Genomic DNA, 22260 nt, shown 5'->3' with positions numbered 1-22260 from the left:
AAAAAGCAGAATTCTTTCCTTTAACGCAGTGGGGGTCAGGCCCCTTATGCGGTGATACTTTAAAGTGCCGGGGGTCAGGCCCCTCTCACGGTGATGCTTTAAAGTGCCGGGGGTCAGGCCCCTCTCGCGGTGATACTTTAAAGTGCCGGGGGCCTGACCCCCGCTGCGGTGATGTGTTGCCTTTGCACAGCAATGATGATGCCTGCTTATTAGGCTACTTTTGATGCATCCATTTCACCTTGCTGCTTTTTGCCGAATGCATAAGCTGAGGCCAATATGACTGCCCCTATTCCTAAGACAAGCCAGAACAGCCCGGTTACTTCGCCCGCAAAAAGGGCCTTATAAAAAACTGCTCCTAATGAACCGCCCAATAATGGGCCCACTACTGGAATCCAGGAGTACCCCCAGTTTGAACTTCCCTTTCCTGGAATTGGAAGGATGAAGTGTGCAATCCTCGGTCCAAGGTCACGTGCAGGGTTGATCGCGTATCCTGTTGTGCCGCCAAGAGACATTCCGATAGCAACAATCAATAGTCCAACCGCAATCGGGTTCAGACCTTCTGTGAATTTATTTGCACCGATAAACAGCAGTCCAAGCACAAGAATAAATGTACCAATCATTTCACTAATCAGGTTTGAAAAAGTGTGCGGGATTGCTGGTGCTGTTGCAAAAATTCCAAGTTTACCGGCAGGATCATGTGTTTCTTTCCAATGCGGCAGATAATGAAAAAATACAAGTGTAGCTCCAAGAATTGCTCCAACCATTTGTGCCAGGATGTATTCTGGGACTAGCGCCCATTCAAACGATCCAGCAATTGCAAGTGCAAGAGTAACCGCCGGATTTAAATGAGCTCCGCTGATCGAACCTACTGCAAAAACTCCCATGGTAACCGCAAGTCCCCAGGCAATAGTGATGACAATCCAGCCAGGATTATTTGCATAAGTCTTCTTGAGGGTCGCCCCTGCGCAAACTCCAGCTCCAAACACAATCAGGATCATCGTCCCAATTACTTCTCCCAAAAATGGTGACATACATGTATCCCCTTCCAAGATGTTATGTTATTGCTTGTTTCAAAAATATGCTTTTGAAAGAAAAAGAGACCCACAACAGAAAACACCTTTTAACAGGCACATCTGCGTGAGTCTCCAATTCTCCGTCACAATTTGTTAACTTTTATTGAAGTATACTCCAACGCTGAAAACGCTGTCAATAAATTTGTCCAGTTTATTATGTTTTTTAACTTCTATATGTTTTTAATATTATTGTGAAAAGCGTTTCCACAGGTCATTTTGTGATGAAGTAACTGCCACCGCTCCTGCTGCCAAAGCGTTTTCCACATCGCTTGCAGTACGGATAAACCCTCCGGCAATGACTGGTATATCAACATGATCCTTCACTTCGGTAATCATTGCGGGCATAGCGCCAGGAAGGACTTCGATATAATCCGGGAGTGTTTTTTTCAGAAGTTTATAGCTTTTTTCAAGAGCATGTGAATCTATTAAAAAAATTCTCTGAATAGCTACGACACCTTTTTGCTTCGCTTTCAAAATGACACTTGTTTTAGTGGAGATCAGTCCATAAGGCTTATACTCCTGACAAATGAATTCTGTTGAGTAGTCATCACCCTTGATTCCATGAATCATGTCGACGTGGTAAATCATCTTCTTTCCATATGATTCAGCCATTGCACTCACATTCTTTAGCTGGGCAATATGCACCTCCAAAAAAACGCCTATTTGATATGTGCTTTTCAAGAATGATTCAAAATCTTTCATACTTGAAAAAGCAGGTAGAATCCTCTGATCCATTGCGTCCATCCCTTTTGTCCTTTGCCTTTATAATAGGAGCATTCAATGCGAAAAGCAATAGCCGGGAATACTGTCCTAAGTCGGGGGTGAAGCCAGGGTAGCTCGCGTGTGCGCTTTAACGCGCTGGGGGTCAGGCACGCTTTGGTTGGTTAATACGTTACTGAATCTTAATCAATCGTTTGATTAATTTCTTCCTGTGCCTATTGGGCCTATTGCGAACCTTGCTTTTAAACAGCTGGAAAACGTATAGCACGAATTGAATCAAAGACGCGTGGACTCTTGTATTCTTCCATTTTAATAGCCTTAAACATTATCTTTTTAAGCTACAGGCCTGTACCAACGGCTAGCCTTATTGTTTTCAATGTAATAGAAAAAAGGAAAGCAAGAAAATTCCTGCTTTCCTTTTTATACCCCAAATGATATTCATGAGTTCACGTAGATTAAAGCGTGCTTTACCACTTCACCGTACCGGGGGTCAGGCACGCTTTAGGGAGGGAATGTTCTAGTGAATGAACACTTTAGGGAAACAGGATTTTATGGCATTAAAGTAACGTTTTCTTTTTAATTCCTTGGGTCTACGTAGTCAGGGTAGTCTGTTATGATAGCATCGACTTTCATGTCTATAAGAAATTGAGCTGCCTCTGGGCTGCGCACGGTCCAAGAGGAGATTCCCATTCCTAGTCCGTGTACTTTATCGACGAGTTCCTTTGTGACAATCCCATAGCTTGGGTTAAAGTAGTCAGCATATGTAGCGAATTCCTTTAATGCCTGGTCTGTCGTGTGCGCCCTAGATGAAGTCAGCACACCGACCGGTACTTTAGGAAGGAGCGTGTTTATTTTTTTGACTGAATCAAAGTTAAATGATTGGATAATAATCTTGTTATTCTGAGGCTTGTCAAGGTTGCGCGCTTTTAGCTGTAGTGCCACCTCTTCTTCGATTCCAGAGTATTTTTCCGGAGCCTTCAGCTCAATTAGAATGCCTGCTTTACCATGATAACGATCTAGGACTTCTTCGAAAGTTGGAATCTTTTCTCCTGCAAACTCTGGTGCTTTGAAACTCCCTGCATCAAGGCTTCGAAGCTGTTCGAACGTCAAGTCTTTAACTGCTCCCGTTCCATCTGTCGTCCGGTCAACGGTTGTATCATGAATAACCACTAGCTTGCCGTCTTTACTGCGCTGGACATCAATCTCAATATAGTCCGCCTTCATATCAACTGCCTTGTCGAACGCGGCAATCGTATTTTCCGGCGCATACCCCGACGCTCCCCTATGGGCCACATTGTCAAACTTGCGCAATTCCCCAACCGACTCTGCTGCAAATACTTGTTGAAAAGGACTAAGCAATAATGTGAGTGCAACACTCGCTCCTGCCAAACTCTTTTTCATTTTCCCATCTCCCCTGTTCGATTTGTTCGTTCAAGATTTAGTGTATAGAAGAAATGTTGAGCGTTTGTTTGTTTATTATGTAGAATGAGTTATTCATTTATAAAAATATTCAGTATGATTTTCACAGTTTTATTTACAATCTTTACTCAGCCAAATGGCCTGAGGATAGATAAAACGTAAGGTCGCAGTCCTGGAATTTAAGCCTCCTTCTATAGAATAGCATGGGGCCTGACACCCAGCGCGGTAAATCACTGAAGCATCAACACACGAAAGCGTGCCTGACCCCCAGCGCGGTGAAACGATGAAGCGCTACTCCATCCAAGCGTATTCTGTAAGGTGTTTGTTAAAAAACTAGATAATATTCCCTTAAACTCTCCTGCGTATCCTTACTCGCTATTATTAGTCCGAATCCAGCGCAAACCCTTTGCCACACTCTACTTCTCCACCCAAAAAAACTTCTATTAATGTTGGGTCCATGACTCCACTGACACATGATAGTAATTAAACTAGCAACAAACAGAAATACTCTCGTAATATTTCTGTGGTATCTTTTACTCACTGAAACAAAACAAAGGAGAGTATAGATGAAAAAGTTAATCATTACTGCTGTTGCTGCATTTTCTATACTATTTGGAAGTTCAAATTTTGCATCTGCCGCGTCAAATATATATACAGTAAAGAGTGGAGACAGTCTTTATAAAATTGCTAGAAACCACAATATCAGTGTTTATAACTTAAAGAGATGGAATAACCTTAAGTCTGATACTATTTATCCGAAACAGCGCCTAAAAGTTTCAGGATCGGCAGCCCCGGCTACAAATCCAGCATCACAAAACAAAAGCTCCAATGTTGCTAGAACTTTAACGGTTAGCGCATCGGCTTTTACAGCTAACTGCAGAGGCTGCTCAGGTATTACCGCCACTGGGTTCAACCTCAAGAAAAACCCAAATGCCAAAGTCATTTCAGTTGACCCACGAGTAATCAAGCTGGGCACAAAAGTTTATGTGCCAGGATACGGATACGCAGTAGCTGCTGATAAAGGCAGCGCAATAAAAGGAAACAGAATCGATGTCTTCATGTCATCCCATAAAGCTGCCATCAACTGGGGCAGAAAGACTGTAAAAATCCAAATCTTAAAATAAAAATATAAGAGGTTGCCTAAAGCTGATGCTTAGGGCAGCCTCTTTTTATGGTTCGATAAACAATGTTTCAACATGAAAAAGCAATGCCGTTCATAAATGCTCCCTGTAATAGGCTTCCGTCTCCAAGCCTTCTCACATAACTTTTCCTTCAAAGACACTTATAAAAGCAGTTAGCTCTCCTAATAATCTTCCACTTCTCCTACATTACTTGTCCTTTTTTGGCCAGCCTGGTTAACCCATATGCTGCTAAAACAGCGCCAGCTAAAAAAGACAGCCAAGGATAGCCTATGGGATATAAATATGTTGGAAATCCACCTAAAACGCGTGTTTTATACTCCAAATGGTTGCCCGCTGTTGCTGACTTATTGATAAGATATGTTCGGCTAGATTGCTGCTTTCTCTCCTTATTATTGAACAATTCTTCTTTGACTTTTCCGTCCTTGGAGATCCAAAAGAACCTCCAGTTACTTTTTTCCGGCTGAGGACTAGCACCCAGTCGTTCAATCAACAGCACGGATTCAGTCTTTGCATCCAGGTCTTTTACTAAAAGCAGGTCCAGGTAGCTATAATACCGGCTAGTTTCAATATCTGAGGGATTGAACTCGATTGGCTTGCCGCTTGAAAAATCGTTGCCATTAATATGGATATCAACTGGAGCCAGCGTTAGTTTCGGCAGCACATCTTCATTCTTGGCAGTATCTCTTAGGGGAAAAGTATCATGAGCTGGATCGTGCTATTTCCATAGAGCAGTTGCAGTTTGAAATTACCCATTGTGCCTCTGTTGCTCAATTGAATATCCTGCAACTTCAAATCATCTCTGTACTTTGGCGTAACGTTATCTTCTGTAATAAAAGCTTTAGGAGTAGATTCAATACCTATATCCCCATTATCCATAACGTAATAATGGGCTTCATTCAACTTAACATTCCAGGTCGAAAACTGGCGTTGCGCCTTTTGCTCACAATATATTTCCACACCCATCAAAAAAACTAGGGGTGCTGATAATAATAGGAGCAAACATCCGACAATTGTAGTTCTTATACCCTTTTTCATAAGGGAACACCTCGGATTCACCTAATGATTTCTATTCATGTATAATTATAGACTATTTTCACTATTAGAAAATGAGAAACTCGCAAAGTTCCCCCCTTTCAATAGGTGAAAAGTGTTTTGCAGCAGTGCATGTATTGATTAGGGGGTGGAGAGCTCCACTTTAACACACCACCGCACTGGGGGTCAGGCACGCTGTCGTGGGGTGGCGCTTCATCGATTCACCGCACTGGGGGTCAGGCACGCGTTTGGGGAGTGGTGTGTTAAAGTGGCATTTCTTTATTGTTTTTTCCATAGCATGTACTAACTTAATTTAAGGGAGAGTGCTTATGCTGAACAGGATTGCTAGCCGCTTTTCAAGAGTTGTGGAGAAGTATTTACCGGATGCTTTTGTGATTGCTGTGCTGATGACCCTTGGTGTGTTCATAATTGGGACTATGATGAATCCCTCTGAACCAGCAAAATTAATCAAATCTTTTGGTGATGGCTTTTGGGTGTATCTCCCTTTTACAATGCAAATGATTTTACTCCTAATGACCGGAATGACCCTGGCAGCAGTCCCCGTTATCCAGCGTTTGCTTGAGTCGGTGGCTGCAAAGGCTAAAACGGCCAACCAAGCATATGTCTTAACCTTTTTAGTATCCGCTGCGGCCTATTATATCAATTGGGGCCTCGCTGTCGTGGTCGGCTCCATTGTTGCTCGCGAAGTTGGAAAAAGAAACCCGGATGCCCACTTCCCTCTTTTAGTTGCTTCCGCGTATACTCCTACCGTTTTATACACAGCGGGATTATCCAGTACGATCGGATTGACAGTGGCGACCAAAGGGCACTTCCTTGAGGACATAATGGGTGTAATCCCTACTTCGCAAACCATTTTTCACCCTGGGACAATAGCCATTCTCGTTGCACTTTTGGTTACCATTCCTATTTTTATCATGATGATGGCTCCAAAAAAAGAGATCATTCCCTACAAAGCTCCTTTAAGGAAGCAAGGTGATGAGGCTAGCATAGACAGTTTGCCAGATACACCTGCCGGCAGACTGGAACGCGCCCCATTTCTCGGGATTATTACTGGTTTAATTGGAGCAGTATATGTATTACTCGAATTTACAAATGGAAGAGATTTGGATTTAAATATCATTAACCTTACCTTTCTTTCATTAGGACTTATCCTGCATAAATCCCTTTATGGATATGCCAATGCTTTTAAAGAGTCGGCTGCTGCTATTTCACCCATTATCCTTCAATTTCCGTTTTATGCAGGAATCATTGGAATGTTGGGCAGTTCAGGACTTGGGGCAAGTATCGTGAATGGGATCACCTCGGTTGCGAGCAAGGATACCTTTGATATCTTCACTTATTGGGCGGCAGGGCTCGTAAACATTTTGGCTCCTTCAGGCGGAGGCCAATGGGCTTTACAAGGGCCACTTCAGGTGCCCGCGGGAATTGAGCTTGGGGTGGACCCAGGAGTGACTGCTATGGCTGTTGGCTGGGGCGATGCGTGGACCAATCTAATCCAGCCTTTCTGGGCACTGCCAATCCTGGCTGTCGCACGTCTCCATATCCGCCATATCATGGGCTACTGCATGCTTTTAAGCATTTGGGTAGGTCTTGTGACGACCATTTTGATGCTTTTCGTTTATTGATAGAAAAATAGCGAGTATGTTTTTAGGGGCGGCAGACGGCGTTGGTTAGTCATATTTCAGTACTTTAACGCACCGGGGGTCAGGCACCCTTTGGTGGAGTGATACTTCATCGGTTCACCGTACTGGGGGTCAGGCACCCTTTGGTGGAGTGATACTTCTTCGGTTCACCGCACTGGGGGTCAGGCACCCTTTCATGAGGTGGGGCTTTACCTCACCAAAATTAAAAAGCCAGCTCCCCATTGGGAACTGGCTTGGCTGGTCTTAATGGAGCCGCATTTGCCGTAATGGATTATAAGAAAGTTTTAAACCACCACTCCTCAAAGTGGGTGTTCGCAGGAACTTTTCTGCATGTCCTCCATGTCCAAATGGACGAAGGCCTGTCATTCCGGTTCCAATTAAAACTCCCTGTTACAGCTTAAAGGTTAAAACTTTATTATGATTACGTACAACGCAGCTTATGTTGTTATAATACCGGAACTAAGAAGGAATATCAATGTAAATTCGAGGAAAGTTTCACCTGTTTTCAAATCATCTTTAAAAAAACTTCTTCTTTTATATCTCCTATCAAAAACCAATTTCCCCCATATGACACGCCCTTTCCTCATCTTATATGACACCAACGAAATATTTTTGTAATGTAAATGAAATATTTTTAGAAAAAAATGCAACTTCCTATCGATTCAAACGTCTTATTAGTGAATAACTTAAACAGGAGTGAATGAAATGAAAAAGCAGGCAAAAATGATGGGAATTTTATTGGGTGTAATGATCACAACCGGCGGCGCAGGGTATGCAACGATGCAAATTGATTCAAGTGCACATGCCGCTGAACAGCCGAAACGTGAATTAGCCGCACCAGCATTAAAGCAAACGCAAGCTACCCAGGAATCTGTCCCTAAAGTCACAAATGTTGAAAAGCAACATACCGAAAAACCTGCCGCTCCTGCCGCACAGCCAAAAAATACAGAAACTATTCCAAGCAATCAACCTGCAGTCATACAAAATAACGAACAATATAATAAACCTAGCACTCCTCCTGCCGAAACCAATGTGCCTGCTGCACCAGAAAAAAAGGCTGTGACACCTCAGCCTGACGAAAGCATCATTATTGATGGCAGCACTTTCGTACCGATCACTGATACGGAAAAATTCTCAGTATGGATCAACGCAGCAAAAAAATACGGTGCAAAGCTTTACGGCGTTAAGGAATCTGATGTATTTGCCATTATAAAAAACAAGACTCCAATCGTCTTGCTCAGTGTTGGATATACAGCAGCAGCACCGGAATACACAGACCTTCTTTGTGACCTGTTTGCAACCGAAGGCGATATGGCAAGTGCCATTTCCGAAGGAATCAGGACTGTAGCCAGCACCGGACAGCCCGTCAAAGTTGGCGTGGCACCTGATGGTTCAGGATATTCCATCTATATGAACGAAGAAGGCCGCATCACTGTTTCTTGGTAAACGAGAACGCCCTCCTACTTTTCGGGAGGGCCTTTTTATTTTCCTTGCGTTCACAGGTAGGCAAAACTGCCGAGGATTTGGTGTTAATTGCTCTGCTCTGTTGGCAGTGGTACAAATTCGCACGGCCACGCCGCATGGAAAAACCAGATGCTGTGCAAACTCTGCGGTAAGGGATTGGATTGGGTTGGCTGGGATGTGATTGGATTAGAGAGAAAGGAACCGGGACGAGGCTTAGCTGGGCTGCAATAGACTTGGGAGACTGACAAGAAATGGATTTGACTTGGCGTAAGGCCCCAGCCGGCGGACTTGGAGACGTAGCCTTTTTCGAATAAAAATAGAGAATATCAGTTCAGTGCTGTTAAAAGGGCAAAAAAAAACCACCTGAGTCAGGCGGTTAAAAAGGGGGAAAACACTTGGTATCTATATAATTACCAATATAGGCACCTTCTATACATACTTCCTTTAAAAAGTTTAGAATTAAAGAAAAGCGGATGCACTTTAACACAATAAACCCCCGGCGCGGTGGTGTATTAAACCATTAAACGGTGCCTTTAAACAGTGCCTGACCCCCACTTCGCTAAAGCACTAAACAGTGCCTGACCCCCGGTGCGTTACCGTGGTAACGCACCGGGGGTCAGGCACACTTCACTCCTTCGCCATGGTAATGCGCGCCCATTTCCCTCCCTTTCCCTTGCCGGATTGCCAGTTTGCCCCTATTATGTAGGTAGATTGTTTAGTGTTGGAGGCTGGAATTATGAATACGTTGTTGGCAAGGATTGAGAAAGAGCTGGACAACCTCTCAGAGGCTGAAAGGATGATTGGCCAGTACATCATCGAAAACCCTGAATTTATCCCAAATATGACGACCAAGGACCTATCAAAAAAAACGGGCGTCAGCGAAGCAAGCGTCGTCCGGTTCTGCAAGTCAATTGGCATGGGCAGCTTCAAGCTGTTCAAGCTGGAGCTGGTCAAATACAATACAATGTCGGAATCTAATGTAACCGACTTCTCCATCCTCGAGAAAAAGGATTCCCCATACGACTTGTTCCACAAAGTTACGTATGCCAATAAGGCCGCCATTGAATCATCGCTTTCGTCCCTCGACCGCAAGGAACTCGAAAAAGCTGTGGATGCCATCCATGGCGCATCGCGTCTCGTGTTCTACGGTGTCGGCGGATCAGCAACCGCTGCGTACGACGCCCACTACAAATTCACGCGGCTTGGCTATCATTCCATTTTGGCACATGATTTCCACTATATGTTGAGCTTTATTCCCTACCTGACTCCAAAGGACATCTTCTTTGCGATCAGCACGTCCGGGAAAACAAAGGACGTCCTGGAACTCGCTGAATTCGCCAAAGCTAAAGGTGCCATCGTCATTGCGATTACGAATCTCGACAAATCACCACTCTACAAAATGGCGACGATCCGCCTGTGCACTCCTATCGTCGAACAGGACTACCGGATTGGCACCATTTCATCAAGAATGACTCAGCTCAATATCATCGACACCCTCTACTTAAGCACGTTTAACAAAGTCGGCGAAAAAGTGGTCGAGCACTACCACGAAGCACGAAGCGAAGTAATAAAGCTTCGGCGCTAAGATCCACATAACGGGTAGATCACCCGCTAGCCCAATTGAAGAAAATTCTCTCCCCCTTAGAAAAAAAATTGAAATACATCTCGAGGAAGGATTCGCAACCCTTCCTCTTTATTTTTTTAATTTTTTTCACATATGAAATAAAAATTCACATATATATTAAATATTGTTGACTTTTTATTTCAACCACTTACAATAGAGGTGTAAGGCAAACTAAATTAAGACAAATGAAAAAGGGTGGTTAGATGCTCGATAAATTGACGACTGAAAAAAGAAATGACCATACAATGAACCTCGACACCATGACAGTCAAAGAAATTTTAACCGTCATGAATGAGGAAGATCAAACTGTCCCTGTTGCAATATCGAAAGAACTCTCCACGATTGAACAAGCGGTCCGCACCGTCATAGATACTTTTCAAAAAAAAGGCAGGCTGATCTATCTTGGCGCAGGAACTAGCGGAAGGCTTGGCGTGCTTGATGCCGTTGAATGCATGCCGACATTTGGATCTCCCGAAGAAATGGTCAATGGTTTTTTAGCCGGAGGAATGAAAGCGTTCACAAAAGCAGTCGAAGGCGCCGAAGACAGCGAAGCGCTCGGAGAAGAAGACTTGGCTAAAATAGCAGTCAACGAAAATGATACCATCATCGGCATTGCTGCAAGCGGCCGAACTCCATACGTCATCGGCGCGCTGAAATTCGCCAAAATGCAAAATGCTAAAACAATCAGCATAAGCTGTAATAAGAACTCGGAAATCGGCAAATATGCAGATCTTGCCATCGAAGTCGAAACCGGAGCGGAAATCCTGACGGGCTCTACCAGGCTAAAAGCAGGAACGGCTCAAAAGCTTGTCCTCAACATGATTTCAACCGCTTCGATGATTGGCATCGGCAAGGTATACAAAAACCTTATGGTTGATGTCCAGCCAACGAACAAAAAATTGGTGGAACGCGCAAAAAGGATCATCATGCAGGCAGCGGAAACAGATTACGAAACAGCGGCCGAAGCATATGAAAAAGCGCATGGCAATGCAAAAGCTGCCATCCTTATGGTCCTCTTGCAGTGCACATATGAAGAAGCACAAACCAAGCTTGAAAGCTCCAACGGGTTTATCAGAAAAGCTTTATAGGGGGGAAATACAATGAAGAAAGAGCAACGCTTGGCCCACGAGATTCTTGAGCAAATTGGCGGAAAAGACAATATCAGAAGCCTTGCCCACTGCATGACGCGCGTCCGTCTCAGCCTGAGGGATAATACCAAAGCAAACATCACTTCTTTGAAAAATATCGACGGGGTGATGGGGGTTATCGAGGATGATACGCTCCAAATCGTCGTCGGTCCGGGAACAGTCAATAAAGTAGCAGATGAAATGAGCAAAGTTACAGGACTCAAAATTGGCGAGGCAGCGGATGACTGCGAGCCTGGCTTTTCCGAAAAAGCAGAACAGACGAAAGCGGGCATTAAGAAGAAAAACAACTCTCCTGTGAAAAATCTGCTCCGCAAAATCGGCAGCATTTTTATCCCGCTGATTCCAGGTCTTGTCGCGTCAGGTATCATCAACGGTGCCGCCAACTTCGCGAAAAATGCCGGGGTTGACCCGACGACCACGTGGATGCAAATCCTGCTGTTGATTGGCGGAGCGGTTTTCGGCTCGCTCGCTATCCTTGTCGGCTGGAACACAGCGAAAGAATTTGGCGGAACACCAGTACTTGGTGCGATTGCGGGTATTATTTTATTCAATCCTGCCCTTGTAGATATCCAACTGTTTGGCGAAGCGCTCGTACCGGGCCGGGGCGGATTATTCGGCGTCATGTTTGCCGCATGGCTCATGGCAGTTGTTGAAAAACAAATAAGAAAAGGTATGCCGAACTCTATTGATATTATTTTCACTCCATTATTTACTTTACTGATTGTTGGGACGCTCTCGCTTGTTGTCATCCAGCCGGTTGCCGGTATCCTTTCCGATGGCATTACATCCGCCATCAAGAGCATTCTTGATGTAGGCGGAATCGTTGCAGGTGCGCTGCTTGCCGGATTCTTCCTGCCGCTCGTCATGGTTGGACTGCATCACGGCCTGACTCCGATCCACATGGAACTGATCAACTCACTTGGCAGCACACCGCTTCTCCCTGTACTAGCGATGGCTGGTGCTGGCCAAGTTGGAGCAGCGATTGCAATTTTTGCAAAAACAAAAAACAAAAGGCTCCGCAATATTATCAAGGGCGGACTCCCTGTCGGCTTCCTAGGAATTGGCGAACCTTTGCTTTACGGGGTAACACTCCCGCTTGGTAGACCGTTCATCACCGCCTGTCTCGGAGCAGCAGTCGGCGGCGCATTCCAGGCTGTCATGAAAACGGCTGCCGGCGGAATCGGTGTTTCCGGGCTGTCGCTCACGCCGCTCATCGTCGATAACAAATACGTTATGTACCTGCTTGGAATTTTGATCGCTTATATTGCAGGCTTCATCTTCACCTACCTGTTCGGGTTCAAAGAGGAAATGGCCGATAATATTTAATTCAGATCACGCCAAAATGTAAGCGGTTGACTAAGGTAAAGCGCCGGGCTCCTTTTTCGACAAACAGCGGTCCGGCCTGTATCTGGCTCTTCTTATTTAAAAAAATAGTAGTCTAGCCTGCACCTGGTGTTTATATGAGAGTACTTTTCAATCGTTTGTTAAACATAGAAACAATGCAGCTTGGCATTTTCACTCTTATAGGAATGCCAAGTTTTTCTTTTTACTTTTTAAAAGGAGTTGTTCGTGCATGCTTGGTTTTTCTGTTTATTTATCCGAAAGTGTCAAAGGCCAGGAAGGCTATATTCGAAAAATGAAGGATCATGGTTTCACTTCCATTTTCACTTCCCTTCATATTCCTGAGGATGACCCGGGAAAGTACAAGGATGAGCTGGCTGAGCTTGGGGGAATTGCGAATGAGATTGGCATGGAGCTAATGGCTGATATTTCGCCCAAGTCGCTGCACCATCTGGGCTTTACGTGGGAGACTGCTGATGGCCTTCTTTCATGGGGGCTTACCGGCCTTCGGATCGACTATGGCGTGGAGGACGAGCTAATCGCGGAGCTGTCACAAAAAATGCGAGTTGCCCTGAATGCAAGTACGTTGACTGCCCAGAGTCTTGAAAACATGAAGCGGCTCGGTTTAAAGGTTGCGGCAGCGGAAGCCTGGCATAATTTTTACCCGAGGCCAGAAACAGGACTGGCCCGTGATTTCTTTCATGAGCAGAACAAGCTGATCACTGAGGCTGGGCTGACGGTCATGGCTTTTGTCCCGGGGGATGAAAAACGGCGCGGACCGCTCTATCAGGGGCTGCCGACGCTTGAGGACCATCGCTTCGCTTCTCCCTTCGCGGCCTATGTGGACTTGAAGGAACAGGAAGGCGTGGGCAAAATCCTTGTTGGAGATGTTGAGCTGGGTGAGGATTCGCTGCGGCAGTTTACGGCATACAGTGATGGAGTCATACTGCTGCGCGCGAAGGCTCATTGCGGGGATGAGGGATTATTGCGGTCTGTGGCATCGATCCAGACAAACAGGACCGACGTAGCCCGGGACGTCATCCGGTCGATGGAGTCGCGGCTATACGCCACGATTGGTACTGGGGGCATCTCTCCAGAAAATACGGTCGAGCGCCCGGCTGGCTCGATTACAGTCGACAACGAACGATACGACCGTTACCAGGGAGAAATCCAGATTACGAAGCGGGATTTGCCGGTGGACGCTAAGGTCAATGTGATTGGACGCATCATCGAAGAAGACCGGCTCCTCCTTCCGTTTATCAAAGGTGGCAAAAGGTTCAGGATTGAGTGGGTGCAGTAAAGCACAAAAGTACCACAGCGTGCCTGACCCCCGGCGCGGTGGTGCGTTAATCAGAGAAATCAATCACGACTGTGATTGGCAGGTGTATGTTGCTTCACCACCCTACCGCGCTGGGGGTCAGGCCCCCACTGCGGTAGAGCATTAAAATCCAGCCAGCCTCCCTCCCCCTCTTTTCATTTTCTGCTAATTTCCCTTTCAGGCTCAAATTTCGCTTTTGAAATTGTGTTTTAAAGTGTGAAAATTTAATTTTGCCCCACATTCCCCACCTAAATCTAAATTATCGCTGTTCGACTGAAAACTTCCTTCCCGTTATGGTAGAGGTACCCGGGAATACATTGGCAAAGCGCGCTTTCCGAAAGGGTTCGCAATGGAAAGCTTCGAACAGCTCCACCACCAATACACACCGATGATTCACAGCATTATGCATTCTCTCCATATCTATAAAAACAAAGATGAGTTCTTCCAGCTCGGCATGATCGGCCTATGGGAAGCAAGCAAACGGTTCGACGAAGATAAGGGGAGCTTCACCAACTACGCCTATAACACCATCAGGGGCCTCTTTCTCACCGAGCTGTCAAAATCCAGCCGGATTGAGCAGTCCATGATCAGCGTAAAGGATGAGTTCTGGGATACCATCAAGGATGAATCACCCTCCTCTCCTCTTGAAACAGAACTTTTGCTAGGTTATTGCACGGGCAGCCGCCTCACCGAAATGCAGACAAAATGGGTTCTCTGCCATTGTCTGCACGGCATGAGCATCAAAGAAATTGCACAGACGGAAAGCGTGTCCCCTTCCGCTGTAAAACAATGGAGGGCAGGAGCCAGGGACAAGCTGAGAAAAGCAATCCCGGCTGAACAAAACTGCGAATAAAATAAAAGGAACCCAAGCCTTAAACTGTACCCTGTAGAGTAGACACTTAAAAAGACTACTCTACTGGGTATTTTTGTGTACAAATAAATGAAAACGGAGTAAGGGGTGAGTTTGTCAAAAAAGTGGACACGAAAAATAGTAGGATGGAATCTCGATAAAACGATGACAAAGGAGTTTCCATTAAAAGTTCTTCGCGAGGTGCTTATTCTAAGGCAGCCTTCTGGTCCACTCATCCATCATTCTGATTAGGGGCCCATACTCTTCAAATTGATACGTAAATACACTGAAAGAACATGATATTGTTCTTAGATGAGCCGAAAAGGAGGTCCCTATTCTTTAAGTAGCCTAGCTCCCTTTATAAAGGGTATAGTTTACCTCCTCCCCGCCTCTTTTTTAACATAACCATGATTTTAACGCACTCTTTACATTTTATATCTAGTGGAAAAAGACATAAATTCTTGTCGATTTTGCGAATTTTACCAGGAAACCATGTATTATTTATGGGAAAATGTTACTTTAAATTTACAAGATTGATCCAGTTAATATGCGCGGGGGAATCTTGTCAAACAGTCGATGAGAGGGGTTCAGTAATGCGCGATCATTATATAGTCACCAAGGATATGAGTTGGATGGCGGGTGTTTACGACAAAAACGCGAGGCTGCTTACACGGGTTCTGGACAATGACGAAGACTTTCTTGTAAACATGACCCCAGTGGAGATACTGGATGAAACCTTGAACTTTTACGGCTTTGATTTGCGAGGAGCCCTGAACGGGGCAAAAAAAGTGCACGGGAATGTAAAGATGAGCCCCTTCATCGTCATTCCTCCTCATGCCGTCTGCCTGTTTCCAACCAAATCTCCATCGAGACATGATTGCATCTTTATCAACGTACAGCATATTTTAAACACCTTGCCCCGGGACCGCAGCACGAAAATCCAGTTCATCACCGGCCGCTCATTAATCATCCCCTCCAGGTACGGCCAATTTATCCAAAAGAAAGACAAGGCCGAACAGCTTCAAAGAATTATAGCCGCCCGCAACGAAGGAAAGTTCGAAACCTCTTATCATAAAAGAGAATACTTTTACTGCCGGGAAACCGGCTTCCTAACTATTACGCGCGAAGACAGGGATAAAGATGCTGAGGAAGACAGGAATTCTAACAGCGAGAATGGTAAGAGCAAGGACAAGAAACGGAAAAAGAAAAAGGATCAATAGTTTCGGGTAACTACATTGCCCTTTAATCCAAAGCCGGTACACTTGTTCCGGCTTTTTCCCATTTTAGCTCAGTGTATTTCCACAGCGCCATCCCTCTTCTTAAAAAAACAGCCAGGCCACAAAGGCCAGATACTCTTTCAAACCTCGCACAGGTTATGGCAGCCACTGGTCAAGGGTCAACAGCACCCAGCTCAACGTGCCGTTGATTGCGCAGCTGCCCGAGCTTCCGACAGGCTGTGAAATTACTGCTGTAACTTTGATGCTGCGCTATAAAGGGGCGCCGGTCAATAAAATTGCGCTGGACACCGAAATGCCTAAGCATACATGGGATCCGAATTACGGATACGTCGGAAATCCGTTTACAAAAAGGGGCTGGACAATTTATCCGCCAGCCTTGATGGGGCTTGTAAAAAAATACGCCGGTAATGCTTGGAATCTGACTGGAGCTAGCAATGCAACAATCGCGTCACAGCTGCTCAAAGGCAGGCCGGTTGTTGTCTGGGTCTCCCCGATGCATGGCTTTTCCGTCCACGCCCTTGTGCTTACAGGTTATGACGGAAGCAATTATTATTACAATGACCCATGGACCGGCCAAAAGAACGCCCGTTTCAGCAGGTCCACTTTTAACGTGATTTGGAATAACCAGCGAAAGCGCGCCATTTCCTTCTAACTCAGGAACTATACTGCCCGCAAAATATCGATCGCCACAACCCGACTTCCCAGTCAGGCCGTGGCGATCTTTTTGTATTTATTACGCCCCATAAAAAAGTCCCGGTCCAAAGGACCGGGATCACTATATTCAAGGGGGAGGGATGCTTCATTACTGTATCACACCACCGCGCTGGGGGTCAGGCACGCTGGTTTGCTGTGCTGCGCTACACTAGTTTTGGTTGCGCGTCACGTTTCTTGTTGAAAGTTTTGCGCAGGTATGGGATAACCCAGTAGTCTAGTCCGAAGCGGCCTGCGTTGTAGCCAGAGAACAGGATGATGGCGCCAAGGAAAAGGTCTGTTGGGTTGTGGGATACTGTGCCTGCAAGGAAGAACGCGAAGTTCATCACGAGTCCGAAGAACATGGCAGCTGTTGTCAGGCAGCCAAGGATCAAGCCAAGGCCTACAAGGAATTCACCGATAGGAACGATTGTGTTGAAGATGTCAATATTTGGGAGAGCGAAGTTCTCAAGGAAAGATACGTACCAGCCATAGATTACGTTTCCATCTGGACCTTTTACAGGATTAGCAATCGCACCTTTTAGGTAGCCGGAAGCATCGAACCCTCCTGTCAATTTTCCGTATCCTGCAGTCAACCAAGAGTAGCCAAGGAACAAGCGAATAACGAGGAGAAGGCCAGCAGCTATTTTGTTTTCCCTTAAAAATGTTGCAACCATTTTGATCGCTTCCTTTCAAAAATAAATGATGTATTTGATTACACTGTAAATATATCAAATTCCACTGTTAAAATGATGTTAAAGTGACAAAGTTCACAGTTCGTTAATAACATTATGACAGAATTGTGCAAAAAGTGCCTGACCACTAGCACATTCATGCGCTTTAGGTCAGGCACTATCACAATTATTCCTCTTATTTAATTTTCTCCATCTCGTCCAAAAATGCTGGCCGCCTCGCATGCGCTTTTGTTAAATCAGAAACCAAGCCGGCTGCCGCATCGCCTCCGCAAGCCTTTTTAAACTTCCTGATGATTTGACAAACCTTCTTATAGGCAGGCCGTCCGCCAGCCGCCTCTGCCTCCCCCTCAATATGGAGGCAGAACAACTCCTCCACTTGGTTTCTATAGTCATCAATGAGATATGGATAAACCGTCTCTATCACTCTAGGCTCCATTTTTACATAACTCAGCAATTTTTCGTTCAAATCCTCATGAATTAGGATCTCTAGATATATATCCTGAATAAACTTTTGCTTTTCAAGCACCTCGAGGATTTCATGCAGCTTGCTATTCCACTCATCACGACCATAAAGCTCTTTAAGCTTATAAAAATAAGTTAGTTCACCCTCGCAGACTTTTTTAGTCGCTAATTCACGCTGGCTTGCTGCATCCCCCATCATTTCGTAAGCCTGATAGCGGAAATCTTCCCATTGAGACACAAGGCCACGCCATCCCTCGTTTACCGCTTCTCCTTCAATACACAAGGCGACCGCTTCTTCCGGCTTGCCTTTTTCAAGAAGCTTTTTAATAGCAAGTTCGCGAAATTTGCTGTGCTGGATATTATCTTGAATAAACCGCCATGCTTCTTCTGCCCCTTCAAAACGCTCAATCATGTTAAGCTGCAGCAGTCTAATTTCACTTATACTATATCGATCATTCCACGAGCCTTCAGAAGTCTGCTCAAGCATTTTGCCAAGCTGATCCTTGAGTTTGCTGCGCAAAGCCGGGTCTTCTGCAAAATAAAGGCAGCTTTCCAGAAGATCTATTCTCTTATCGCTCCAGCCGTCATATCGGGCATGCTTCGCTTCCTTCACCATCATGCCAAAAAGTCGCGCCTGCTTTTTGGCATCCAATTTTCCTGCAGCCTCCGAAGCTGCCGTGTCAATTAGATGCAAGCTGCGCCGAATGACATCGCCGACACTCCCGTTCGAATCATCGGTATAATTAAGCATTGTGGTCGCAATAGGCAACACAACAAGGCATAGCTTAATTGCACTTTCAATCTCGCCATCTTCAATTCTGTCCTCGGCTTTATCTAGCGTGATGTCTGCTCCAGTCACTGCGTAATCCGCATTTCTCCAATCAATAAAACCCTGCCTTTTTGCTTTATTAATATATTCACGGATCATTTTTTTGCTTACAGCCACTTCATCTTCTACAGGCGCATATTTAAAAAGAAGACTTTTTTCAATATCCGGATGGGCCTTAGAGAAGGCAAGAATGATAGAAATAAGCTCCTCTTTTCCAAGGTTGGAAAGAATGCTCGGCAAATCCGGCTTAATGGCGGCCTTTTTCTTCACTAAACCTGCTCTCGCCTTTTTTCCGGTATTCTTATTCCTGGCTGCCTCTTCCTTTTTCCCCGCATCCTTACTCCTGTCCGCCTCTTCTTTTTTTCCTGCTTCCGCATCTTCAGCTGCTCCCGGTTCTCGCCTGGCATTCAGAAAGGCGGCCGCTGCACCTTCTTCATCCGCCTCACTGCCTGGAATTAAGACATATCCCAAATCCTCCGTAGTTTCTCCTGCCGCCTTCACATCGATAAAATCACGCAAGGCAAAGAAAACGGCTGCCTGATGCTTGCAAAACTCCGAAAAATCGTAGGGACAGTCACAGTGCGATCTAGTAATTATTCCTGCTTCATTCATTCTCACGCTTACTGTATAATCTTCCGATCCCTCAACTTCCGTTATAAAAAGGTCCGGTTCGCTTTCAACGATATTCATGACCCGGTCCTGCCAGTAATACTCCCGGCCGCGCGCTAGAATAACATCGTTAAAATAGTTTTCAAAGTTTTCAAGCTTCATTATTTCCACTCCCGCCCACTATTTTGCTTATTAATTATTATGGCAGAGATTTAAATAAAAATCTTCTTAGAAAGAATAGTCCCTTATTAATACAAAAGACCTATCATTTGTGAAATAAAAGAAAAATTATCTATAAGTATCTTCCTTAAAAACCCTTAAAATGGTACTATATTCATAGTAAATTAATAATTGGAAAACCTTCAAAAAGAAGGATTATCCATACCGCAACTCATACATAAGAATCAATTGGCTGCAAGGCTTCCCCAGTATTTCCACCAGGATTCCCAGCGCGCCAGGAGGAGGAGGGTATTTTTCATCATAAACAGGATCGACAAAATTGAAATGGAGGAAATCATGATGAAATTGAAAAATGCTGTATATCAATTTTGCAAAATTTGTATCCTTGCTTTCCTGCTCCACTCTGGCTTAACGGGAACTGCAGCTGCTGCCGAAGAAACTAACTTGCCATTTGGACAAACTGTAAATGGAGAGCTGACCGCAGAAATCACTAGCACCACTTACCTTGTCACTGTTCCTAAATCAGGCCGTGTCACATTCGATATTACTTCATCTGTTGACACATGGACTTATTTTGAACTTCTTGACCACAATAATGAAACGGTATTTAGGGACAGTAAAAACGGCAGTTCGCTAAATCCAGCCAGATACGTAAAGTGGACAGACCTTGAGCCGGGAACTTACAAATTGCTGATCCATAATAACGATGAAGGCCATTATGGAAAATATTCTATAAAAACCAGCTTTACACCTGCAAACAACAATGAAACAGAACCTAATAACGGAACGGTCCAGGCTCAGCCCTTGATTTTCGGAAAACCGATTACAGGATACCTGTCCTGGAACGATTCTAAAGATGTATACAAAATAACAGTGCCAAAAGCAGGACGGCTGACACTCGACCTATCTTCATATGTAGACACCTGGACTTCAATCTCTCTAATCGACGATGAGAATGATACCATTCTTGAAGGCACTGTCGATGGTAATTCCAAAAACCCTGCATGGGTAAAAGAATGGGTCGATCTGGAACCAGGCACCTATTATTTATCAGTTGACAATCACAACGACGACTCCATAGGTAAATATATCATCACTGCCACTTTCATTCATGCGAATACAACGGAAAAAGAACCAAATAACGGGATCACTGAAGCCGAACATCTTCCATATCACCAGACAAAGACAGGGTTTCTTTCATGGAATGATTCCCTCGACGTTTACAAAATCAAAGTGCCAAAATCCGGACCAGTTTCATTCAGCCTCTCTTCCTATGTTGATAATTTCGTGAATATTGATTTGGTTGATGCTAATTCTGAACTAGTATTCGATTACTCTATGAAAAGCAGCTCCAAGAACCCGGCAAAATTCAGCAAAACCGTGAACTTGCCTAAGGGAACATACTATTTGGGCATCCATAACAATGAGGAAGACCATACTGGTAAATACATGGTAGGTATATCTGCTTCCCACTTGCTTGCTCCACTTTCAAACATTACAGCAGATGATCGCTCTGCCATTGTAAAAGGTAAAACAGCCCCAAACCAGGAAGTCGTCGTCAAGGCTTCCGGCAAGGAATATAAGAAAAAGGCAAACAGCAAAGGTGAATTCAGCATTGGGATTCCTAAACAAAAAGCGGGAGCCAAACTTGAATTATGGGCGAAAAACGAGTATGGAACAAAAAAAATAACAGTTACCGTAGCCGATAAGACTCCGCCTGCCACCCCAACTGCAAGCAAGGTGACCAGGCACTCAACCATCATTTCAGGCAAAGCTGAAGCTGGGTCGACTGTTTACGTGTATAAAGGAAAAACGAAAATCGGTTACGCCGCCACTTCATCCAATGGAACATATAAAATGAAGATTAAAGCACAGTCAAAAGGGGCAAAGTTAACACTATTCACAACAGACCGCGCCAAAAACAAAAGTAAAACTGTCTATATAACCGTACAATAGCCGAAAAAGCTCTCCTCTCTAAGGGGAGTTTTTTTTATACAAACTGTCCTGTAACTTTTCAAACCTATTCTCCTATTTATGAAAGAGGTTTTTTGTTGATATTTCATTATTGTATCTGTAGGAGGATTTCTGCACTGTTTCTTAAATTGCTACGGGAAAATTCTTACGTATCATCCGTACTCGTGTACTTAAGGTGGGGGAAAACCTTTCCACAAAGCAGTTCCACTCCATAAAAATGATTTCATTTATCCCGAAAACAACTTGATTTTTCCCAAAAACAGGCTCACCCTCCCCAAAAACGTGGCGACTCTGCCCGAAACGGTCCCATTCTCCCCATTTGACAATTACTGAAAACTTCATGCCGCGGCTTTTAATAAAATTTCCGCTCGAACCTTAAAGTCGCGGTAATTATTTCTTTAAATTGCACTCTAACTAGACAGCTCTCCTTTATTTAGCGTCGCGAAACCCGGGAAATAACGTATTCTCTCGGGAAATACCATGATTTGGACAAGAAAATGATGGATTCGGACAATAAACGTTTTGATTCGGACAACAATTCGCTTGATTAGGACAAAAAACATCCTGATTCGGACAATTAGACAATACATGTAAAAATCCACCACCCTCACTCAACTATTCTCCCTCCGAAAAAGCACCCCCAGCTCCTAAACCAAACCTTCCCCCACACTACATTCCACAGCTTCTCTCACCACACCGCGCCAACATTCCACCACCTCCAGACCCCTGCACGCATCACATCCCCCCAATGTAGCTTTGTAAAAAAGTTTGATTATTTATAATAAAGA

The 22260-nt window shown here is 44.7% G+C and carries 18 protein-coding genes and 1 other RNA gene; 11 read left to right on the top strand and 8 right to left on the bottom strand.

Translation table 11 applies throughout. The annotated features are described in order from the left end of the window. Window positions 1-209: 209 nt before the first annotated feature. The 3 genes from D1970_RS18400 to D1970_RS18390 all read right to left on the bottom strand — a co-directional run bounded on the left by D1970_RS18400 (window position 210) and on the right by D1970_RS18390 (window position 3194). Window positions 210-1031, bottom strand: a complete 822-nt coding sequence (locus D1970_RS18400; protein WP_119114318.1) for an MIP/aquaporin family protein — start codon at window positions 1029-1031, stop codon at window positions 210-212. Window positions 1032-1259: 228 nt separating this feature from the next. After that, entirely contained in the window at window positions 1260-1808 is a 549-nt protein-coding gene (locus tag D1970_RS18395; protein WP_119114317.1) for a glycerol-3-phosphate responsive antiterminator, read from the bottom strand. Window positions 1809-2369: 561 nt separating this feature from the next. Continuing rightward, window positions 2370-3194, bottom strand: coding sequence for a glycerophosphodiester phosphodiesterase (locus D1970_RS18390; RefSeq protein ID WP_119114316.1), 825 nt, complete (start codon window positions 3192-3194; stop codon window positions 2370-2372). Window positions 3195-3778: 584 nt separating this feature from the next. On the opposite strand from D1970_RS18390, the gene D1970_RS18385 reads away from it, so the two are divergent. Further along, window positions 3779-4336 carry a 3D domain-containing protein gene (locus D1970_RS18385; RefSeq protein WP_119114315.1) on the top strand — a complete coding sequence of 186 codons (558 nt, stop codon included), beginning with the start codon at window positions 3779-3781 and terminating at the stop codon, window positions 4334-4336. Between the two features lie 199 nt (window positions 4337-4535). Here the strand turns inward: D1970_RS18385 and D1970_RS18380 are convergent, their stop codons facing one another. Together D1970_RS18380 and D1970_RS18375 are read right to left on the bottom strand one after the other, a co-directional pair. After that, window positions 4536-5015, bottom strand: a complete 480-nt coding sequence (locus D1970_RS18380) for a hypothetical protein (protein WP_119114314.1) — start codon at window positions 5013-5015, stop codon at window positions 4536-4538. Between the two features lie 23 nt (window positions 5016-5038). Next, window positions 5039-5389, bottom strand: a complete 351-nt coding sequence (locus D1970_RS18375) for a hypothetical protein (RefSeq protein ID WP_119114313.1) — start codon at window positions 5387-5389, stop codon at window positions 5039-5041. Between the two features lie 326 nt (window positions 5390-5715). On the opposite strand from D1970_RS18375, the gene D1970_RS18370 reads away from it, so the two are divergent. Next, window positions 5716-7032, top strand: a complete 1317-nt coding sequence (locus tag D1970_RS18370) for a short-chain fatty acid transporter (RefSeq protein WP_119114312.1) — start codon at window positions 5716-5718, stop codon at window positions 7030-7032. Between the two features lie 263 nt (window positions 7033-7295). On the opposite strand, the gene ssrS is transcribed toward D1970_RS18370, so the two are convergent. Beyond that, a non-coding RNA gene (ssrS, locus tag D1970_RS18365) (6S RNA) lies at window positions 7296-7492 on the bottom strand. A gap of 263 nt (window positions 7493-7755) precedes the next feature. On the opposite strand from ssrS, the gene D1970_RS18360 reads away from it, so the two are divergent. From D1970_RS18360 to D1970_RS18325, 8 genes are all read left to right on the top strand, one after another. Further along, the gene (locus D1970_RS18360) at window positions 7756-8496 is read left to right on the top strand and encodes a hypothetical protein (protein WP_119114311.1); all 741 of its coding nucleotides are present in this window, start codon (window positions 7756-7758) and stop codon (window positions 8494-8496) included. A gap of 754 nt (window positions 8497-9250) precedes the next feature. Then, window positions 9251-10099, top strand: coding sequence for a MurR/RpiR family transcriptional regulator (locus D1970_RS18355; RefSeq protein WP_119114310.1), 849 nt, complete (start codon window positions 9251-9253; stop codon window positions 10097-10099). A 242-nt stretch (window positions 10100-10341) separates the two neighbouring features. Further along, a complete protein-coding gene (gene murQ, locus D1970_RS18350) occupies window positions 10342-11226 on the top strand; it encodes an N-acetylmuramic acid 6-phosphate etherase (protein ID WP_119114309.1) in 885 nt (294 codons plus the stop codon). A gap of 12 nt (window positions 11227-11238) precedes the next feature. Beyond that, complete coding sequence (locus tag D1970_RS18345; RefSeq protein WP_119114308.1) at window positions 11239-12612, top strand: PTS transporter subunit EIIC; 1374 nt, start codon at window positions 11239-11241, stop codon at window positions 12610-12612. Between the two features lie 247 nt (window positions 12613-12859). Next, window positions 12860-13927 (top strand): DUF871 domain-containing protein, encoded by a 1068-nt coding sequence (locus tag D1970_RS18340; RefSeq protein ID WP_119114307.1) that lies wholly within the window; start codon window positions 12860-12862, stop codon window positions 13925-13927. A gap of 367 nt (window positions 13928-14294) precedes the next feature. Beyond that, window positions 14295-14798 carry a sigma-70 family RNA polymerase sigma factor gene (locus tag D1970_RS18335; RefSeq protein ID WP_119114306.1) on the top strand — a complete coding sequence of 168 codons (504 nt, stop codon included), beginning with the start codon at window positions 14295-14297 and terminating at the stop codon, window positions 14796-14798. 590 nt (window positions 14799-15388) lie between these two features. After that, window positions 15389-16015: a competence protein ComK gene (locus tag D1970_RS18330; RefSeq protein ID WP_181213423.1), complete on the top strand. Its 627-nt coding sequence runs from the start codon at window positions 15389-15391 to the stop codon at window positions 16013-16015. A 196-nt stretch (window positions 16016-16211) separates the two neighbouring features. Beyond that, on the top strand, window positions 16212-16685 hold the full coding sequence (locus D1970_RS18325; protein WP_119114304.1) for a C39 family peptidase: 474 nt from the start codon (window positions 16212-16214) through the stop codon (window positions 16683-16685). Window positions 16686-16890: 205 nt separating this feature from the next. Here D1970_RS18325 and D1970_RS18320 read toward each other — a convergent pair whose 3' ends face one another. Then, window positions 16891-17400 carry a DoxX family protein gene (locus tag D1970_RS18320; RefSeq protein ID WP_119114303.1) on the bottom strand — a complete coding sequence of 170 codons (510 nt, stop codon included), beginning with the start codon at window positions 17398-17400 and terminating at the stop codon, window positions 16891-16893. Between the two features lie 193 nt (window positions 17401-17593). Beyond that, window positions 17594-19480: an SWIM zinc finger family protein gene (locus tag D1970_RS18315; RefSeq protein ID WP_119114302.1), complete on the bottom strand. Its 1887-nt coding sequence runs from the start codon at window positions 19478-19480 to the stop codon at window positions 17594-17596. Between the two features lie 354 nt (window positions 19481-19834). Between D1970_RS18315 and D1970_RS18310 the strand changes: the two genes are divergently transcribed. Further along, window positions 19835-21454 (top strand): Ig-like domain-containing protein, encoded by a 1620-nt coding sequence (locus D1970_RS18310; protein WP_142921033.1) that lies wholly within the window; start codon window positions 19835-19837, stop codon window positions 21452-21454. Window positions 21455-22260: the final 806 nt, after the last annotated feature.

The organism is Mesobacillus zeae (genome assembly GCF_003570705.1).
Taxonomy (GTDB): domain Bacteria; phylum Bacillota; class Bacilli; order Bacillales; family Cytobacillaceae; genus Mesobacillus_C; species Mesobacillus_C zeae.
The sequence above is the reverse complement of the archived record's forward strand: the minus strand, read 5'-3'. Positions and strand labels throughout refer to the sequence as shown.

Excerpts from the sequence above, each read along its gene's own strand:
- D1970_RS18400 (WP_119114318.1), bottom strand. The coding sequence starts at position 1,031 with ATGTCACCATTTTTGGGAGAAGTAATTGGGACGATGATCCTGATTGTG.
- D1970_RS18395 (WP_119114317.1), bottom strand. The coding sequence starts at position 1,808 with ATGGATCAGAGGATTCTACCTGCTTTTTCAAGTATGAAAGATTTTGAA.
- D1970_RS18390 (WP_119114316.1), bottom strand. The coding sequence starts at position 3,194 with ATGAAAAAGAGTTTGGCAGGAGCGAGTGTTGCACTCACATTATTGCTT.
- D1970_RS18385 (WP_119114315.1), top strand. The coding sequence starts at position 3,779 with ATGAAAAAGTTAATCATTACTGCTGTTGCTGCATTTTCTATACTATTT.
- D1970_RS18375 (WP_119114313.1), bottom strand. The coding sequence starts at position 5,389 with ATGAAAAAGGGTATAAGAACTACAATTGTCGGATGTTTGCTCCTATTA.
- D1970_RS18370 (WP_119114312.1), top strand. The coding sequence starts at position 5,716 with ATGCTGAACAGGATTGCTAGCCGCTTTTCAAGAGTTGTGGAGAAGTAT.
- D1970_RS18360 (WP_119114311.1), top strand. The coding sequence starts at position 7,756 with ATGAAAAAGCAGGCAAAAATGATGGGAATTTTATTGGGTGTAATGATC.
- D1970_RS18355 (WP_119114310.1), top strand. The coding sequence starts at position 9,251 with ATGAATACGTTGTTGGCAAGGATTGAGAAAGAGCTGGACAACCTCTCA.
- murQ (WP_119114309.1), top strand. The coding sequence starts at position 10,342 with ATGCTCGATAAATTGACGACTGAAAAAAGAAATGACCATACAATGAAC.
- D1970_RS18345 (WP_119114308.1), top strand. The coding sequence starts at position 11,239 with ATGAAGAAAGAGCAACGCTTGGCCCACGAGATTCTTGAGCAAATTGGC.
- D1970_RS18340 (WP_119114307.1), top strand. The coding sequence starts at position 12,860 with ATGCTTGGTTTTTCTGTTTATTTATCCGAAAGTGTCAAAGGCCAGGAA.
- D1970_RS18335 (WP_119114306.1), top strand. The coding sequence starts at position 14,295 with ATGGAAAGCTTCGAACAGCTCCACCACCAATACACACCGATGATTCAC.
- D1970_RS18330 (WP_181213423.1), top strand. The coding sequence starts at position 15,389 with ATGCGCGATCATTATATAGTCACCAAGGATATGAGTTGGATGGCGGGT.
- D1970_RS18320 (WP_119114303.1), bottom strand. The coding sequence starts at position 17,400 with ATGGTTGCAACATTTTTAAGGGAAAACAAAATAGCTGCTGGCCTTCTC.
- D1970_RS18315 (WP_119114302.1), bottom strand. The coding sequence starts at position 19,480 with ATGAAGCTTGAAAACTTTGAAAACTATTTTAACGATGTTATTCTAGCG.
- D1970_RS18310 (WP_142921033.1), top strand. The coding sequence starts at position 19,835 with ATGATGAAATTGAAAAATGCTGTATATCAATTTTGCAAAATTTGTATC.